The organism is Fibrobacter sp. UWH4, assembly GCF_900142475.1.
Classification (GTDB): Bacteria; Fibrobacterota; Fibrobacteria; order Fibrobacterales; family Fibrobacteraceae; genus Fibrobacter.
Window position 1 is genome coordinate 16,303 of record NZ_FRAY01000012.1, and the last position, 17,653, is coordinate 33,955.

The 17,653-nt window shown below is 53.7% G+C and carries 16 protein-coding genes and 1 tRNA gene; 11 read left to right on the plus strand and 6 right to left on the minus strand.

Annotated elements, in window-relative coordinates; translation table 11 throughout:
* Positions 1–1,356 carry an O-antigen polymerase gene (locus tag BUA93_RS14645; protein ID WP_072980658.1) on the plus strand — a complete coding sequence of 452 codons (1,356 nt, stop codon included), beginning with the start codon at positions 1–3 and terminating at the stop codon, positions 1,354–1,356.
* On the opposite strand, the gene BUA93_RS14650 is transcribed toward BUA93_RS14645, so the two are convergent.
* Positions 1,279–2,511 (minus strand): oligosaccharide flippase family protein, encoded by a 1,233-nt coding sequence (locus BUA93_RS14650; RefSeq protein WP_072980660.1) that lies wholly within the window; start codon positions 2,509–2,511, stop codon positions 1,279–1,281. The two genes, BUA93_RS14645 and BUA93_RS14650, sit on opposite strands and share 78 nt — an antisense overlap.
* A 66-nt stretch (positions 2,512–2,577) precedes the next feature.
* Between BUA93_RS14650 and BUA93_RS14655 the strand changes: the two genes are divergently transcribed.
* The 4 genes from BUA93_RS14655 (at position 2,578) to clpX (ending at position 5,910) form a co-directional block, all read left to right on the plus strand.
* Positions 2,578–2,657, plus strand: a tRNA-Leu gene (locus tag BUA93_RS14655).
* Positions 2,658–2,698: 41 nt separating this feature from the next.
* Positions 2,699–3,958 (plus strand): trigger factor, encoded by a 1,260-nt coding sequence (tig, locus tag BUA93_RS14660; protein WP_072980719.1) that lies wholly within the window; start codon positions 2,699–2,701, stop codon positions 3,956–3,958.
* A 12-nt stretch (positions 3,959–3,970) separates the two neighbouring features.
* A complete protein-coding gene (locus BUA93_RS14665) occupies positions 3,971–4,561 on the plus strand; it encodes an ATP-dependent Clp protease proteolytic subunit (protein ID WP_072980662.1) in 591 nt (196 codons plus the stop codon).
* The gene (gene clpX, locus BUA93_RS14670; RefSeq protein WP_072980664.1) at positions 4,561–5,910 is read left to right on the plus strand and encodes an ATP-dependent Clp protease ATP-binding subunit ClpX; all 1,350 of its coding nucleotides are present in this window, start codon (positions 4,561–4,563) and stop codon (positions 5,908–5,910) included. Before BUA93_RS14665 ends, clpX begins: the two co-directional genes overlap by 1 nt.
* Positions 5,911–6,030: 120 nt before the next feature.
* Here clpX and BUA93_RS14675 read toward each other — a convergent pair whose 3' ends face one another.
* Both BUA93_RS14675 and uvrC read right to left on the minus strand, forming a co-directional pair.
* Positions 6,031–7,059 carry a hypothetical protein gene (locus BUA93_RS14675; RefSeq protein WP_072980666.1) on the minus strand — a complete coding sequence of 343 codons (1,029 nt, stop codon included), beginning with the start codon at positions 7,057–7,059 and terminating at the stop codon, positions 6,031–6,033.
* 417 nt (positions 7,060–7,476) lie between these two features.
* Positions 7,477–9,375, minus strand: a complete 1,899-nt coding sequence (gene uvrC, locus BUA93_RS14680) for an excinuclease ABC subunit UvrC (RefSeq protein WP_072980668.1) — start codon at positions 9,373–9,375, stop codon at positions 7,477–7,479.
* A 68-nt stretch (positions 9,376–9,443) separates the two neighbouring features.
* Between uvrC and BUA93_RS14685 the strand changes: the two genes are divergently transcribed.
* Both BUA93_RS14685 and BUA93_RS14690 read left to right on the plus strand, forming a co-directional pair.
* The gene (locus BUA93_RS14685; protein ID WP_072980670.1) at positions 9,444–10,319 is read left to right on the plus strand and encodes a hypothetical protein; all 876 of its coding nucleotides are present in this window, start codon (positions 9,444–9,446) and stop codon (positions 10,317–10,319) included.
* 43 nt (positions 10,320–10,362) lie between these two features.
* Positions 10,363–10,677: a hypothetical protein gene (locus tag BUA93_RS14690; RefSeq protein ID WP_072980676.1), complete on the plus strand. Its 315-nt coding sequence runs from the start codon at positions 10,363–10,365 to the stop codon at positions 10,675–10,677.
* A gap of 116 nt (positions 10,678–10,793) precedes the next feature.
* Here the strand turns inward: BUA93_RS14690 and BUA93_RS14695 are convergent, their stop codons facing one another.
* On the minus strand, positions 10,794–11,696 hold the full coding sequence (locus BUA93_RS14695; RefSeq protein ID WP_072980678.1) for an FISUMP domain-containing protein: 903 nt from the start codon (positions 11,694–11,696) through the stop codon (positions 10,794–10,796).
* A 68-nt stretch (positions 11,697–11,764) separates the two neighbouring features.
* On the opposite strand from BUA93_RS14695, the gene BUA93_RS14700 reads away from it, so the two are divergent.
* The 3 genes from BUA93_RS14700 to BUA93_RS14710 all read left to right on the plus strand — a co-directional run bounded on the left by BUA93_RS14700 (position 11,765) and on the right by BUA93_RS14710 (position 14,049).
* On the plus strand, positions 11,765–12,157 hold the full coding sequence (locus BUA93_RS14700; RefSeq protein WP_072980680.1) for an NADH-quinone oxidoreductase subunit A: 393 nt from the start codon (positions 11,765–11,767) through the stop codon (positions 12,155–12,157).
* Positions 12,158–12,255: 98 nt separating this feature from the next.
* Complete coding sequence (locus tag BUA93_RS14705; RefSeq protein ID WP_072980682.1) at positions 12,256–12,816, plus strand: LemA family protein; 561 nt, start codon at positions 12,256–12,258, stop codon at positions 12,814–12,816.
* A 180-nt stretch (positions 12,817–12,996) separates the two neighbouring features.
* On the plus strand, positions 12,997–14,049 hold the full coding sequence (locus BUA93_RS14710) for a M48 family metallopeptidase (RefSeq protein WP_072980684.1): 1,053 nt from the start codon (positions 12,997–12,999) through the stop codon (positions 14,047–14,049).
* A 45-nt stretch (positions 14,050–14,094) separates the two neighbouring features.
* On the opposite strand, the gene BUA93_RS14715 is transcribed toward BUA93_RS14710, so the two are convergent.
* Positions 14,095–15,015 carry an Rpn family recombination-promoting nuclease/putative transposase gene (locus BUA93_RS14715; RefSeq protein WP_072980686.1) on the minus strand — a complete coding sequence of 307 codons (921 nt, stop codon included), beginning with the start codon at positions 15,013–15,015 and terminating at the stop codon, positions 14,095–14,097.
* Positions 15,016–15,449: 434 nt separating this feature from the next.
* Positions 15,450–16,202, minus strand: a complete 753-nt coding sequence (locus BUA93_RS14720) for an FISUMP domain-containing protein (protein ID WP_072980688.1) — start codon at positions 16,200–16,202, stop codon at positions 15,450–15,452.
* 308 nt (positions 16,203–16,510) lie between these two features.
* On the opposite strand from BUA93_RS14720, the gene BUA93_RS14725 reads away from it, so the two are divergent.
* Positions 16,511–17,641: an ATP-binding protein gene (locus BUA93_RS14725; protein ID WP_217651021.1), complete on the plus strand. Its 1,131-nt coding sequence runs from the start codon at positions 16,511–16,513 to the stop codon at positions 17,639–17,641.
* Positions 17,642–17,653: the final 12 nt, after the last annotated feature.

The window sequence follows — 17,653 nt, forward strand, 5'->3', positions numbered from 1 at the left end:
ATGTTCTCCTGGGTAACGGAATATCCGGAGTCGACATTCGCCTTTGCGCTGTCCCTTTTTTGTCTGGTGCAGGCGATCTGGCTCAAGAAGGATTTCTTCAGCCCCATTACCGTCTATGTCTTTTCGCAGAGCCTCACTCTCGGGATTGCGTACCTGCGTCTCGACGAGGCGATGTCGGATTTCAAGCCCAAGACCTGGATGATCTGGATTCTCGGGATGCTTTCCTTCTGTACGGGGAGTTTCCTGGTGAAGCTGATCGCCAAGTCGAAACGGGTTCCCTGCGATATCGCCCCGCCCTCGCCGCCGAGGAACTACAACTGGCGTTTGCACCTGGTGTTCTCGTTTGTGGCCTTTGCCGCTTTTGCCGTCGGTGTTTTCGGCGTGGTGCAGATGGCCGGGAACCTGCTTATCTTTACGGACGATCCGGCCAAGTGGATGTCGAAGGACATCAACTACGGTTATTATGCGTTGCTGGTCAGTAGCGGCCCGCTGTCGGTTTTGCTTTTTTCCGTAGCCGCCTTTAAAAAGTTCAATGACGACCGTGCGGTTCGGGTTGTATCGAAGTTCATGGTTCTCTTTACGATAACGCTGAATCTCTTTGCCTATCCCAACAGAACGTCGCTTTTTTTCAGTGTGGGATTTCTGATTATCCTGGTGAATTACATGTATAAGCGGGTATCCCCGGTGATAATCAGCATTTTCCTTGTTCTTGCCGTTGCGGTTTTCGTGGGGATCAGTAGTCTGCGTGCGCAGTATGGCGGCAGCGATGTGCAGGGCAAGGCCATGGACGTGGTGATGAAGCTTCCGTACATTTACGTGGCGAACAATTACTGGAACCTGGATTACGCGGTCAATTCTCCGACGGACAGGGAAATCCATCCGCATACTTACGGCATAGATTTCTTTCATGGTATTTTTGAATATGCCCGTATCGGTGGCAGTTTCAGGCAGAGCTTCCGTTGGGACGATGCGTTCAACGAGCGCATCCAGAAGGTGTACGGTTTCAATTCGGTGAGTTACCTCTGGGATGTCTACAAGGACTTCCACATGCTCGGGGTGTTCTTCCTTCCGTTGCTGTGCGGCATGGGGCTTACGCTCCTGTATCTCAAGCTGTGCGGGCCGTATTCGCCAAGGCAGGTCGCCTTTTATGCGTTCTTTATCTACTTTGTCGGCTGGTGGTTCTTTACGTCAAGCTACAAACAGGGAATTTACTGCGTCTGGTGCATGTACGTTTTTCTGGCGACGACTGCCTGTGCCTGGAAATTGCCGAAGGGGCGTTTACCAGCGGATACGCCTGTTTCGGATAAAGTAAGCGGCGAGCTGCAGGCTGAGCAACAGGTCGCCGGTGAGCGTTAGCGCCGGGAGATAGGCGGACGGGAGCCTGCTTGCCCCGGTGATGCAGACGGCGATGTTCAGGAGCCCGCCTGCGGTAATCATGGCGCCGTAGAGCCAGGTGCGTTTTTCCTTTAGAAGTGTCGAAATCATGCCCATGCGGGTGGCCTGCAGGATAAGCGAACAGGCGAGGATTCGCAGGCAGTGACAGCTGGTCTCGAGGACGTCGGGAGTCCAGGGCGCCGCAAAGAAGACGATGCGGAGCGTGTACTGCGGGAAAAGCCAGAAGGGGGTCGTTACCGCGACGATGAACAGCGTGAAGGTGGCCTGGTCGCGCAGGTGGAGCATGCGGCTGTCGGTCTGGTGCAGCGTGATCAGGCTCGACGAGATGAAGTGTACCATGAGTCCCGAGGCGAGAATGACCAGCTTGTGCGAGAAGTTGTAGGCGCCCAGGAATTCGGGGGTGGAGAAGTGGGCGACCGTGTAGAGGCCCACGGGCAGGTAGGCGAAGCTCGCGAGGCTCGACAGCGCGTAGGGGCACGCCGCCTTGAACATGAGCTTGAAGAACCGCAAGGTGTGCTGGCCCACCTGCAGTACCTTCAGGCTGAAGGCCTGGCCGACACCGAAACCGAACGCGGGGAGCGCCGCGACGATCATGGCGCCCGCGATGGAGGGGATGGTGTCGAACTTGAAGACGCACAGGGCGACACCCATGACGGTGCAGTACGAAACCGTATGGAGTATTTTGGAGAGCAGGAGCTTTTTCCAGAACTGGCCGCAGATGAAGAACCAGTCGAAGAAAGCGTGCTGGAACAGGAGCCCGAGCGCAAGGATCAGTTCCCCCTCGAAGATGTCGCTGCCCCTGCGGACGGTGCACGCGAAAACTGCCATCGCCAGTGCGGCAACGGCGGTCATGGAGAGCCTGAGCTGCAGGACGTTTCTGAAGAGCTGCCCCTGGGTGGCGCGTTTCCCGAAAAAGGCGAGAATCAGCGTCGCCATGCCGAAATCGGCGATGGCGCAGAAGATGGTGTAGTCGCTCTGTAAAATTCCGAACGATCCGAATTTGACAATTCCGAGATTATTGGCGATAATATTCTGTACAAGGACGGACACCCCCTGGATGAGGATGTTGACCAGAGAAATGAAAACACCGATTTTAATGTTCCTGAGCGCTTGCAACGTGCCATAAAATAGATGTTTCCGCTGTGCATGTCTTCGAGATTTTGTATCTTTGGGTGCAAAATCGCGAGAGTGGCGGAATTGGCAGACGCACCAGACTTAGGATCTGGCACTTCGGTGTGAGGGTTCGACTCCCTCCTCTCGCATGTTTTTCATTACTCTTTTCAACCGACTCTCGGAGTTCATCATGAGCGTAGAAATCAAAGAAACAAGCGCAACCGTGCGCACCCTCGAAATCACCATCCCGCAGGCGGACCTCACTGCCCCCTTCGAAAAGAAGCTGAACCAGTACAAGAAGCAGGTCACCATGAAGGGTTTCCGTCAGGGCATGGTGCCGAAGGCAATGGTCCTCAAGCAGTTTGGCGGTGCCATCCGTCAGGAAGCCGTGGATGAAGTCGTGAACAAGCTCGTTCAGGAAGCGCTCAAGAACGCCAACATCATTCCGGTGGGCCAGATGAAGGTCGTGGATTTCAAGGATGACAAGGAAAACGACATCGCACTTAAGGTCGAAGTCGAAATGGATCCGGAAATCGACATCAAGGGTTATGCCGACACGGGTATCACCGTTCCGGAAACCGCCGTCCACGAAGAAGAAGTCAAGGAAGAATACGACCGCCTGATCCAGATGTGGAGCAAGGACGAACATGTGGACCGTGCCGCCAAGAAGGGCGACGTGGTCGTGGGTAACTACCTCGAAGTGGTGATCGACGGTGAAAAGCAGGAACTTCCGGAAAACAAGGAATTCCGCAGCCTGCTCGGCCAGTCCGCTTCTCCGGGATTCGACGAAGGCCTCACCGGTGCATCTGCCGGCGAAACCAAGGAAATCAACTTCAAGTACCCGGATGACCACAAGGACGAACGCTACCGCGGCAAGACCGCCCAGTTCAAGGTGGAAGTGACCGACGTGCGTGAAATCGTTCCGCCGACCATGGACGAAGAATTCTGCAAGCAGATTGGCGTGAAGGACGTCGAAGAACTCAAGCAGAACCTCGCCGAAGGTCTCGCAAGCCAGAAGCAGGACTCCGCGAAGAACAAGGCCATCAACGAAGCCCTCGACAAGATTATCGAAGCCAACCCGTTCGAAGTGCCGAAGTCCCGCGTTTACGACCTCATCAAGTGGACGCTGAACCGTAACGCCCAGAGCGAACAGGACGTGGTGGAACCGACCGAAGAACAGCTGAACGGTCTCACTCCGGAAGCTATCCGCGAAATCAAGAAGCACCGCATTCTCGACTTTATTGCAACAAAGGAAAAGATTCGTCCGAACCAGGCTGCCGTTGACGCCCGCCTGCAGGAAATGGCGAAGGCCTACCATGTGGATTTCGAAACACTGAAGGGCCACTTCCGCCAGTCCGGCCGCATCAACCAGCTGCGTGACGAACTGCGCGTCCAGATGGCTGCCGACTTTATCGTCGGTATCCGCCCGGCCGCCGAAGAAAACAAGTAAGAGGTAAACTGAATGATCATCCCTACCGTCATAGAGACCACCGGACGCGGTGAACGCGCCTACGATATCTACTCCCGTCTCCTCAAGGAACGCATCATCTTTCTGGGCACGCCGATCAACGACGAAGTGGCGAACAACGTCATGGCCCAGCTGATTTTCCTTGAGTACGAGAATCCGGAAAAGGATATCACGCTGTACATCAACAGCCCGGGTGGTTACGTGTCGGCAGGGCTTGCCATTTACGATACCATGCAGCACGTGCGCCCGAATATCGCGACCATCTGCATCGGCAGTTGCGCCTCGATGGCCGCCGTGCTCCTTGCCGCGGGAACCAAGGGCAAGCGTTACGCCTTGCCGCATTCCCGCATCATGCTTCACCAGCCGTCCGGTGCCGCCACCGGTCAGTCTACGGATATCCAGATTACCGCGAAGGAAATCGTGCGTACCAAGGAGACCCTGACCGAGATCGTCGCGAAGCACACGGGCAAGTCGATTGACGAAGTCCGCGAAAAGACGGACCGCGATTTCTACATGGGCCCCGAAGAAGCCAAGGCTTTCGGTGTCATCGACGAAATCTTTGTTCCGCGTAAAGAGGGAATTTAATGTATCGTAGCGGGAAGAATCACCCGACGGTGACTTGCAGCTTTTGCGGCAAGCCCGCCGAACGCGTCGAGAAGATGATTACGGGTGCAGGCGTGCAGATCTGCAGCGACTGCATTACCATGTGTAACCGCATTATCGAGGAAGACCGTGCCCGTGCAAGGCAGGAATCTGCCGCTGCCGAGGTGTCTTCGAAACCGCTTCCGCTCCCGACCGAAATCAAGGCGCACCTGGACGAATATGTAATCGGCCAGGACCAGGCGAAGACCGCCCTTTCCGTGGCAGTGTACAACCACTACAAGCGCCTGCGTTACAAACAAGCTCACCCCGACGCGCAGGAAGTCGAGAAGTCGAACCTGCTCCTGGTGGGGCCTACCGGTTCGGGCAAGACGCTCCTGGCGCAGACCATGGCGCGCTTCTTGGATGTTCCCTTTACCATTGCCGACGCGACCGTGCTGACCGAGGCCGGTTACGTGGGCGAAGACGTGGACAGCATCATCGTGCGCCTGTTGCAGGCCGCCGACTATGACGTGGCCCGCGCCGAACGCGGCATTATCTTCATCGACGAAATCGACAAGATTGCGCGTAAGACGGCGAACCCCTCCATTACTCGCGACGTGAGTGGCGAAGGCGTGCAGCAGGGACTTCTGAAGCTCCTGGAAGGTACCGTCGCAGCCGTTCCTCCGAAGGGTGGCCGTAAGCATCCGGAACAGCCGCTGGTGCAGGTGAATACCAAGAACATTCTCTTCATTTGCGGTGGCGCCTTCGAGACGCTCGACAAGATTATTTCCCGCCGCGTGAATACAGGCGGCATGGGTTTCGGTGCCGATATCCGCAGCGCCGAGGAAAACTCGCTCAGCGAACTTTTCAAGATGCTCGAGCCCGATGACCTGATCCAGTTCGGCCTGATTCCCGAAATCGTGGGCCGCTTGCCGGTCGCAGTCGCCCTCGAGGAACTCGACGAGGCCGCGCTCCTGAATATTCTGACCCAGCCGAAGAACGCGCTCGTGAAGCAGTACAAGAGCCTGTTCGAGATGGACGGTATCGAGCTCAAGTTCGAAGACGACGCCCTCAAGGAAATCGTCCGCGAGACGATGGTCCGCAAGACGGGTGCCCGCGGACTCCGCTCCGTGATGGAAAAGACCTTGCAGCGTGCGATGTTCGAGATGCCGGGATCCGGCAACAAGGAATTCGTGGTGACCGCCGAAATCGTGAAGAACGGTCTCAAGGCTCCCGACAAGAAGTCCGCCGACAAGACGCTCGCACTTGAAGTTGCCGGGGATGCCGCCAAGGGTGCATCCGGCGATGCCGGCGAGTCGTTGCCCCGCAGGGGCCGCAAGAAGGCTTCGTAGGGGCGAATCTCGGATTTATTCCAAGTTCGAAAAGCGAAAAAGTTGCCGCAGGAAACGGCAACTTTTTTGTATATGCAAATGTCCTTTGACGCAGGAAAGGCTTTTCGCCGTTGCGCGTCGCTACGCCTGTTCGCTTTCGCCGGAATTTTCGCCCGGTGCGTCCTGCTCGGCGAGGTGGTCCAGGTAAAGCTGCTGGGCCTTGATGTCGTACATCACCACGTCGTAGAGTTCTCCGTCCTTGCCGGTGCGCGATTCCACCATGAGGCCCGCAAGCGAGCCCTTTTCGGTGGGTAGGAAGGCGACTTTCCCTTCGGGAGAAGTCTTGAGTTCAAGGTAGCCTCCGGCCACGTACCAGTCGCGGATGACCTTGTAGTAAATGCGTTCCATGTTGTCCGGGACGAGCGCGTTCAGGCGGCGTGCGATTTCGCTTACGGGAACGGGCGTGTCGTCGGTCGGGTAGTTGCCAAGTTCCTCGACGGTCACGCGGAATTTCTGCTTGGCCTTACGGGAGGGTTTTTCTTCCCATTCGTCCTGGTTTGCCTTGCGGTTCGCGAAACGCTCGTTAGCGATGGCGACGCATTTCTGGATGTTGTCCAGAATGTACTGCTGTGCCTGCTGCCAGCATTGCGTGTAGATGTTGTGGTGTCCGCGCAGGTCCGATTCGCCCTTCTCGAATCCGTAGGTTTCGCCTGCGGGCGTAGGGAGGTTCGCTTCCTTGCCGTCTTCGGCGACCTGTCTCGAGAGGATCCCTTCCTGTACCAGGAAATTTGCCACGTCGGCATAGAGCAGGTGGTTCATGTTGTCGGGAAGCAGTTCGTTGATGTTGCGCACCACGCGTGAAATCGAGACCGGGTAGTCGAAGAAACGGTAGCGCTTGAGCGCCTCGGCGTCGATCGAAAGTTCCTGCATCTGGGGCCTGGGCGCGCGCTTTGCGGCGCGGGGGGGCTTGTCGGTGACGATGGGGGCGACCTGGTCATGGTTCAGTTGCTGCTGCAACAGGGAGGCCACGTAGGCGAGGCACTTGCTGATGCGTTCTTGCTTGCAAGAATCCCCTTCGGGCAGGATTTCGTCTGTCAGCGGGTTGATTCCGCAGGAAAGCTTGCGCAGGTACATTTCGGCACGTTCGACAATCGCATTTTCAGAGGCCATAAAAACTCCATCGTTGCAAATAGCGGTGCAAAGATAGCTTTTTTTGGGTCGTCGGTCGCGTTGCCGTTTTCTGGGAATAAAAAAAGGGCATACGCCACGGTGGAACACTCGAAACTACTTCATTAGAAATGATAGCAGTGCCTCGGTGGTTTGTTTTTCGCGTCGGAGCGCGCCTAAACTGAACACCAAGAGCGACGAGCTTTGATAATACTGTTAGATCGGGCGTTAATCCGTGGGATGCCTTTACCCCTAATATACCCAACTTGAAACACAAAAACAAGAGTAAAACGGAAAAATTTTTTTAGGGCTACGGCAAAAATACGCAAAGTAAATAAATGTTTTCTACGAATGGCGAATTTTGTGTTTAAAGGGCGTTTATAGACAAATGGGCCCTATTCCACCTTGGAGTATTATTTTTTACTGTCCGACGTCGGGGTCGGCGGTGCTGGCGGCATCTTGTTTTTCATAATCCGGTCTTATAAACTCGGCGCAGTATTCTGCCACTTTTTCGCGGAGGTTGTTGCCGCGGACCTTGCCGAGCAGCAGTTCGATGTCTTCGAGGGGTGCCGCCATGAAGGCTTCGGCGCTGCGGTACTTCGAGAGGATTTTCACGCGGGTTTCGTGGCCGACGCCAGGCATCTTGAGCCATTCGACTTCGAGGTCCTTCTTGCGCTTGCTGCGTTGATAGGTGATGGCGAATCGGTGCGCCTCGTCGCGGGCGTTCTGCAACAGCTTCAGCGCGGGGCTCGTACGGTGCAGCACGATGCTTTTGCGGTCGTCGGGGAACACGATTTCTTCGAGGCGCTTCGCGAGGCCGATCAGCGGCAGATCCTGATCGTGGCCTAGCTCCTTCAGAATCTGCATCGTGGCGTCCACCTGGCCCTTGCCGCCGTCGCATACCCACAGGTCGGGCATGGGCACGCCTTCGTTCTCGAGCCTGCGGATTCGGCGGGTCATCACTTCGCGCATGCTCGCGAAGTCGTCGACGCCTTCGACGGTCTTGATGATAAACTTGCGGTAGTTGCTTTTGTCGGGGCGCCCGTTCTTGAACGCCACGAGGCTTGCCACGGTATTCGTGCCGCTCAGGTGCGAAATGTCCACGCACTCGATGCGGAAGGGAGTCTTCTTTAATCCGAGAACCTTCTGCAGCTCGAAAACGCTCTGGTCGATTTCGCTGTACTTCTGCACCTCGGCGCGCATTTCCACCAGGATCATGTCGGCGTTCGCGCCGGCAAGCCTCAAGAAGCCGAGTTTTTCGCCGCGCTGGGGAACCGAGAACTGCACCTTACGCCCTGCCTGCTTGCTGAGTGCCGCCTCGAGTTCCTCCTTGTCTTCGGGGAGCGCGATATCGGTCGCGATTTCGGCCGGGATCAGGGGCGCCTCCATGTACCACGGGAGCACCATCTGCCTGAAGATTTCCGTCTCGTCGTCTTCGAGCTTGCATTCCAGCCGGTAATGCCTGCGGCCCATGAGCACGCCCTTGCGGTACTCGAGAATCACCGCCGCGGCCATGTCGCCGTTGCGCCGTAGCGTCACCACGTCCAGGGAAAGGTTCGGGTCGCTGGTATCGGTTTTCTGGTGCGTGCCCGTCGCCTGCAGCGCCTGGATGGCGTCGCGTTTTTTCATCGCGGTTTCAAAGTCCAGGTTCGCGCTTGCCTCTTCCATTTCGCGCTGCCATTGATCGATCAGGTCGTCGCGCTTGCCTTCGAGCATGAGCCGCGCGTTGGCGACATCCTTGGCGTAATCTTCCTGGCTGATGAGTCCTGCGCAAGGGGCGCTGCAGCGGCCGATGTGGTAGTTGAGGCAGGGGCGTACGGGGCGCTTCGAGGGCAGTTCCATGGAACATTCCCGCAACTTGAAAAGCCTTGCCCCGAGGTCTATTAGTTTGTCTATAACTCGGGAGCCCATGTAGGGGCCGTAGTACTGGCGGCCGTCCTTCTTGACCGAACGCGAAAGGGTGAGTCTCGGGAAGGGTTCCTTGACCGAGAACGCGAGGTACGGAAAGTGCTTGTCGTCTTTCAGGAGCACGTTGTACTTGGGCGTGTGCTTGCGGATCAGGTTCGCTTCGAGGATCAGCGCCTCCTGCTCGCTTTCGGTAATGATCCATTCGATGTCCCGGATGAAGGGGAGCATGAGCGTTGCCGCGCGGTGCCCGTTGTGCTCGCTGCCGTCGAAGTAGCTGCGCACGCGGTTCTTGAGCACTTTCGCCTTTCCGATGTAAATGATTTTCCCCTGGGCGTTCTTCATGATGTAAACGCCCGGCCGGTCCGGCAATTCCGTCAGCCGCCGCTGTATATGTTCATTTACAGAAATCATTTGGCTTTTATGCAAAAATTTAGTTATCTTAATAATGTAAAAGTTCCAAAATGTAAATCGGAGCAAAGATGAATTTAGAAAAAGTGAGCATGTTGTCCCAGAAAATCGAGGGTGTCCTGGGAATGGTCCGCACCCTCAAGGAAGAAAATGCAAAAATCAAGCGTGAACTGTCGCAGGCACAGGCCGTGGCCCAGGACAAGTCGCTGTTGCTGGAGGCTGCCAAGAACGACCTCGCCGACTGCAAGGCGGCCCTTGACGCCCGTGCGAACCAGGTGAACGCCCAGGACGAGATGCTGAACCAGAAGGATGCCGAACTCGCTTCGCTCAACGAGAAAATCAACGTGTTCGGCCAGCAGCTTATCGAGAAGGACGGCTGCATCGAAAGCCTGAACGCGAAGGTGCAGGAACTGAACTCCAACGCCGACCTGCTGAACGGCCAGGTGAACGAGAAGTCCGAACTCCTGAGCTCGCTCAACGCCCAGATGATCGAAAAGGATGCGACCATCGCATCGCTCATGACGCAGCTCAACGAGAAGAACAACACGATCGAGGGTCTGAACGAACAGCTGCAGGCGCAGAACGACGAAATCGCCGAGGCCCAGGAGAAGTTCAACCAGCTCGTGGCGACCATCGAAAGCGAACTGGGTACCGACATCGCGCTCGACCAGGGCGATGAAATGGCGCCCGCCGCCGAGGCTGCCACTGAAACTGCGGCGACGGAAGATGAATTTACCGAAGTTCCGACAGAGGAACCGGCTGCTGCCGAAGAGCAGGTCGCCGAAGAATCTGCCGACGCGACCGTAGAAGAACCGCAGGTGGACGAATCCGTTTCGCAGGAAACCGAGGACGACGTCCCGACCATCGAAGTTCACAGTGCAGACGAAAAAGACAACGACCTGTTCGCGAGCAAGCAGGAGGGCTCGCAGACAAGTTTTTTCGGATAAGGATGCTGATGGACGATGATCCATTCGGCGTAGGAATAAAGTAATGGCTAGTATCGAACCTTTGAGATCGGTAAATGTTTCCGTAGCGCAGGAGACTATCCAGATCCGCACCGACTTGCCCGATGCGGACCTTTCGGATATCGTAAGCAACATCGACCAGCGCTTCGCCCGTTCGGCGAAGTTCCAGATGGACAACCGCAAGCGTCTTGCGCTTTTGGCGGTGGAGCTGATGTCGGAAAACATGGAACTGCGCAAGCAGCTATCCCGTGCGAAGATTTACCATGACCAGATGGAAAAGGAAATCGAGAACGTGTCGCTTCTCCTGGACGAGGGAATGGACCGCATTGGCGGTGTATAGGCCCCGTTCCAGCGGAAAAAAATTTGACCCGGACTTGGTCCGGGTCTTTTAGTTTTTATGCGGCGTTCCTGGTCGGAGCGACTTGGATATGCGCCGGTGTCGGCTCTGTGGCGAGGCTATTCGCCTTCGACGCAGCGGACATTAAAGGCGCGGTCAGTTGCGGAAGTAGCTTCTTCGATCTGCTTGTCGGAGTAGTCCTCGACGCGCCAGGCGTTGTTTTCGGTACCTGCTGCGAGCCAAAGGTATCCCTGTTCGCCATCCAGGCCGTATCCATCGGATTCCCCGCTGGAGGTGAGCTTGAATCTTCCGCCGATAGTCCACCAGTCGTGACCTTTTTCCAGGTTTGCAGCTTCGGCTTCGGCCTGGGTCGGGAGTCTCCAACCTGCGGGACAGACCGCTTGGGCCCTGCTGTATGTGTAGAATCCGCCGTAAGTTGCGCAGACGTCTTCGCCGTTGTGATCGCAGTACACGCCGCTGCTCGGTTTGTACTTGAGGTTTTCGTTCATCCAATGGACGCCGCCGATGCGGACCAGGTTGTAGACGCTCTGGTCACGCGCGTCGATCATCTGTGTCTCGGTTACGGTCGGGTACACCGGCGCCTCGACGGACATGCCGATGTCGATGGTTATCGAGGAAGACGACTTGGGGGCAGAGGCGGAGGATACGCCCGCCCATTGCTTTTCGCATTCTTCGGTCCAGCAGAAAATTCCGCTGCTGAAATAAGGATCGGGGTAGTCGCTAGGAGAGGACGTGATAACGACTTCTTTATGGACGGTATCAATAGTAGCTTCAATCGGCGAGTTTTCGGACGATGCGGGGTTGCTGGCGTTGCCGGAATTGGAAGATTTGCCGGGAGCCGCAGTCGCGGAGGAACTGGGGGAATTTGAGTTGCTGGAAGATGCCACTTCGGCGGTGGGTTGGTTTGGATGAACGATTTTCTCCAAATCGTCGTTCGACGAACAACCCGAAATCAAGCACACCACACCCACACATCCCAAAAATGTAGTGATCTTTTTCATGTTTGCAAATATAGTTTACATTTTAGCACTTCACTAGCAAAAAGATTTTTACTATGTTTTGCCTCACTATGACGAACGTTGAGATTTTCGATACTACCTTTGCCATTACCATTCTCGTGGTTCTGGCTCTTGTCGTGCCTACGGCTCTGTTGGTCGCAAACTGGTTCTTGCATCCGGGTAAAATCAAGGGAACTTCCATCAAGGGAACTTCCTACGAATGTGGCGTGGCCCATGTGTCCGGCACCTCGGGTGAACGTTATCCCGTCAAGTATTACATGGTCGCCATGCTGTTCCTGGTCTTCGACCTCGAAGTGGCGTTCCTCTACCCCTGGACCGTCCAGTTCCTGAAGGGCGGCTGGGACCTGCTGTTCGTGTTGCTCGGCTTCCTGGTTATTCTCGAAGCGGGCTACATTTACCTGGTCAAGAAGGGCATCCTTAACTGGACCCGCATCCAAGACTAGATTCTGAAGCTTATTCTATCTCAACTAGCGAACGCGGTCCTACGGGGTCGCGTTCGTTTTATATACATTTCTTTATAAGAAATAAAAAGGAGTTGAATATGACAGTCGGATTAGTTGTCTCCATCGTGGCGGTCGTCTTTGTCGCCTGGTTTATCATGATGTACAACGGACTCGTGAAGCTGCGCAACAACCGCGAGAACGCATTCGCGAATATCGACGTGCAGCTCAAGCAGCGCTATGACCTGGTGCCGCAGCTGGTGAACACCGTCAAGGGCTATGCGGGGCACGAAAAGGAAACCTTGGAGAAGGTGACCGCCGCCCGTGCCGCCGCCATGAGCGCGACGACTGTCGACGAAAAGGTTGCCGCCGACAAGGCGCTGTCCGGTGCGCTTGCGGGGCTCCGTATTTCGCTCGAGGCCTACCCTGAGCTCAAGGCGAACCAGAACTTCCTGCAGTTGCAGAACGAACTCGCCGATATTGAGAACAAACTCTCTGCCGCCCGCCGCTTCTTCAATTCTACCACTCGCGAATTGAACAACGCCTGCGAAGTATTCCCGAGCAACATTGTTGCTGGCATGTTCGGCTTCAAGCGTGCCTCCATGTACGAGGCCACCGAAAGCCGCGAAGACCTGAACAAGGCTCCCGAGGTGAAGTTTTAGAGGTATGAGCGGCGAGGTCGGGCTACGCCCTTTGGGGGCGGCATGCGATGCAATACTTTGTGTTAAAGCAACCTGCCTTCGATGCAGTTCTGAAAACCTCATGCCTCAAAGGGAACCCTGGAGCGTAGCGATAGGGTGACCGTGCCCACACCTCAAAGCGAGCGACGCGAGCGACCTGTAATGAAATACGTTGGACTCCAGACCCAGATTTGGCGGAACAACCGCAACAGCATCTTGCTGCTGTGCCTGTTCCCCGTTATTATCTTGGTGATGGTGTTTGCGGTCATTTTGTGTCTGGACTTTTTTGGCGTACTCTGCCCGATTGTCGAAGGCGGGTGCCCCGAAGGCCACGCCACATACATGAAGTACGGCATTCTGCACTGGCCCGAAGTGCGGCATAGTTTTTGGGAGGTGCTTCCCTACACTTTGCAGATTGTCGGCGTGTGGTTCATTATCGCCTATTGCGCGAATACCGCCATTATACGGCATGCGACGCATGCGAAACCCCTTGAGCGCAAGGATAACCTGCGCGTCTACAACATTGTCGAGAACCTCTGCATTGCAGGCGGAATCGAGATGCCGCAAATCAACATCGTCGAGGATAACGGCCTGAATGCGTTTGCGAGCGGAATTGACATTCCCTCGTTCACGATTACGCTTACGACCGGACTTATAGACAAATTAAACGATGCGGAACTCGCCGCCGTCGTGGGGCATGAACTCACGCATATCAAGAACCGCGACACGCGACTCATGGTGGTGTGCATCGTGTTCGTTGGAATCTTTTCGACCATTCAGATGGTATCGATGAAGCTACTTTCGGCAATGCTCCGCGGCCCCCGCAACCATTCCCGCAACAGACGCGGCGGTGGAAGCGGTGGCGTCATCATCATCTTTGCGTTGATTCTTGTTTTGATTTGGAGCACAATCGGCTACATTTTCAGCTGGCTCACGCGTCTAGCCATTTCGCGTTCGCGCGAGTACGTGGCCGATGCCGGCGGCGCCGAACTCTGTGGCGACCCGTGGGCGCTCGCTTCTGCCCTGCAGAAAATCTCGGATTACCCCGGCCTCGACACCGTGCGCCGTAGCGATGTGGCGCAACTCTACATCATCCACCCCGACGAAGAATTCGACAACGACATGAAACTCAAGGGCATCATCGCGAAGGCGAACATCATGTTCTGCACCCATCCCGATACACCTGAAAGGATTAGACTGTTGAAGCAGTTTTAGGGGGGGCTTAAAGAGCCCCCGTTCATTTGGGGGCTGTTTGAGTAATTATTTCCCGCGGATCTGCTCTTCAGTCAAGTTGAACCTGCGTACAAGCATATCCATCGCAACGCCATCTTCCAGGAGCCCGCGGGCGGTGCTCAGCTTCTCGGCTTCGGATTTCGCGCGCTCTTCATCTGCTTTCTTGCGTTCATCGGCAATCCGCTGACGGAAAACATCGCCGGCACTGACGAACCCGTATTTCTGTCCCACGCTTACGAATGCCATATCAAGCTCCTTTTGCGCCTCTTCGCTGAGGTACTCTGCCAAATATACACTAATTTTATGTAGCAAGCAAGAGGCCTCGTAGTGCGGCAACTTGCGCAGGGCGTCTGCGAATTTCGGTAAGATTTCCTTGATTTTCTGCTCGTTGAATGCATATTTCATTGCGATAACGCCCATCCCCGTCGCGATATCGTCGCACGCGAAACATGCGCTATCGGGAATGTCTGCCACATTCACGAATGCACACCGGAAAGGCAGAACCCTACCGCGGAAGAATTCGGGATACCCGTCTTCGAGCTTATCGAGGGGGTTCCAATTAGTGGGGCCATTGTAAATGATGATAGTCATTGTCGGGATTCCGCTGTACGCACGCGTCTTGTCGTAAATCCTCATAACGGAATGCACGTAATCGGCAATCTGTTCAAAGACATTCGAATCGCGTCCGGACTTGTGTTCCAACAAAACGCCAACAATCAGGGGCGCCCCCGTGGAGACGTTCACGCGGAAGGCGAGATCCGCCTCGCCAGTATCATCCACCTCCGAATACGAGTCGGGAATACGCACCAGCGTATCGAGGTTCACCGCCTTGAGAAATTCGGCGATTTCGCAGTTGAATTTTTCAGCAAGTTTGAGCAATGAATGAAGATGGGCTGCTATGGCAAATAGCCAGCGAAAGAAGGAATCATGGGGTTTACGAATCATCATAATCTCCGTTCGAAAGTTTTTTGGTTTTGGCTTGCAAACGGAAAATGCTGGGACGTAGAACACCTGCGGCACCAGACGGTTGCCGCTCGCAAACCAGTTAAATGACTGATTGTTTTACGTCAGGCGAATAATGCACGCCAGACGGTGCTCTACGTTGATAGCCACAGGGCCGGTTCCCTGCAGGGCAACTGTCGCAATTTGCGAAGTGGTCAACTGCGCAAAGAGTAACGACCTCAAGCAGATAGTGAAACTTCCTGCCCTGAATAGTACTGAGTCGAAAGTCGCAGTTTTAAGCTTGCTTGAAACGATGACTGAGACTATGATACGGACGCCCTCAGCGTCATTTTCTCGGAGTCAGCAGGATTGTCGGAATTTACAGGGAGTAATATACAATACTTGCGTGGGAAAAGCAAGAGGCGAGGGATGGAACGTTCTTACTTTTCTCGCACCAACCGGACGGAGAACTTGTAATCCGGGGCGCGGTAATTCTTTTCCCACCCGTGCTTGCTCAAAGACAAACTATTGACAGCGTGGTGGCCTTCGCTATCGCAATCCGTTGAACTGTCGGCCCAGAAACACGTCACCTCGGAATCTCTCGATTCTGCAACATAGACGGATTCTCCAAGGATGTCGACATAGCCTGCGGCATAAATTCCGAAACCGAAATTGTCAATAGGGTACACACCGTCGGTGCCTTTCCAGCCGTCTTTATGCATAAGCGACCTGGTGGAATTGCACGTGATTTCATCGGCAAAATTAATCAGGGAATCCCAATCTTCGATCGTGGGCAGCCGCCACCCCTCGGGAATGTATTTCTTGGCGTCGTGGTAAGTGTACAGTAGACCGAAAGTGCCTTGATAAATGTTGTTGTCGTCGAGAACGACGCTATTTCTGCAATGGAATCGCAAGTTCTCGGCAAACCATTCCCTGCCATCGATAGTGACCGTCTCGTAGAGCTCGCCATCGCGCGGGTCCTCAAATAAGCCTTGTTCAATGTGCAACGCAGACATTGCGGGTTTTCTCTGAATAATCTCGTCATCAAGAATATCGGTAATAATGTCGTCTCCGTACAAGTCAAAATAAGGCGACAGGAACTTGTTGATGTCGCTACGGATGTCGTCAAGAGATTTCTTTACTTGGTTCTTGCAAAATGGGCAATACTTTATCGCTTCGTTTTCGCTGTTCATAAGAATCCTTTGGTAGGGAGGATAAATATACCTCGGCTATGGCCGGATTCAAATACACAAAAAATCCAAGTTCCAGAAAGTGGAACTTTTATCAAAAAATGAATTCATGCTTTAAAAATGTGTATTCCAAGTTGGAATGAGTTTTTTATATATTTTGTTAATATAGGTCATATTGATAATTGTAGAGATTTTGTATTTTTTTAGAAAGGTGCTAGAATAAATGTTTTATTCAGAGACAAAAAATATGCTTTGTAAAGGCTCAAAAAAGAAATAGAGCTTGTTTCACAAATTTTAACGCTAATCCACCGATGGTATTTAGTTTCAAAAAAAAGAAAACGCAAGAATATTCCTGTCCTAAGTGTGGAGGGAAATGGGTCGGTTCTGCGGGTGGATATGACCGAAATAATCCATCCAAAGATATGGAATCAACTTGTAATTATCTTGCAGAAATCGAAGGAAAGAAATGCCCTTTTTGTGCACAAGCAGAAACTAGAAAACTTTCTTTACGGAAAGACAAGGATATGATGGACCGACCGAAAGAAAAAACTTTTGTCCTACAACATCCAAGATTCACTCTTGGAGATGTGTATTTAATGCCAAAGGCAAAGATACAGATAGATGAAGCTCTTTCTAAAATTAAGAACTACAAAAAAATCTATCTAGAATGGAATTTCAAAAGTGCTGATCCCGATGGAGCGGGGACTATTTTGAATTTTTATGGTAAGCCTGGTACTGGAAAAACATTGACTGCCGAAGCCTTGGCCGGAACGCTTGGAAAAGAAATGCTCTGTCTTGGCATGTCTGATGTCGAAAGCAAATTTATGGGAGAAACGGCACAGAATATCCAATTGGCTTTTGAATTTGCACAGAAAAAAGATGCTGTACTTTTTTTTGATGAAGCTGACACACTTCTTGGAGCAAGACTTTCTAATGTTACGCAAGGCATTGATAACGAAGTCAATTCTTTACGCTCCACGTTACTTATAGAATTAGAGCGATTTGAAGGAATTGTCATATTTGCAACAAATTTTGAGAGAAACTACGATAAAGCTTTTGTAAGCCGAATAACACAGCATGTGTGTTTTGAACTTCCTGATGCAGACGGTCGTCGCCATATTTGGGACAAGTTCCTTGTTTCGGGCATTCCCTTAGGGGACGAACGCGAATCGTTACTGTCTAAGTTGGCCGACAATTCAGGTGGTTTTTCTGGACGAGATATTCGAACCTGTATGCGCCTCGCGCTACCCAAAGCAATCCATCGATGTGGAGATGACGAAATCAAAGTCTCTTGGACGGATTTTGATTCCGCTATTCAAGATGTCAGAACGCAGAACTATTCCGTAGGAATGGAAATAGGCAGCTCTCGACAGGAAGAGAATCGAGCTGCTTTGAAAATGCTCGGTGCAAAGATTTCAAATGAAAATTCAACCAATAAATAATCGGAGTACATA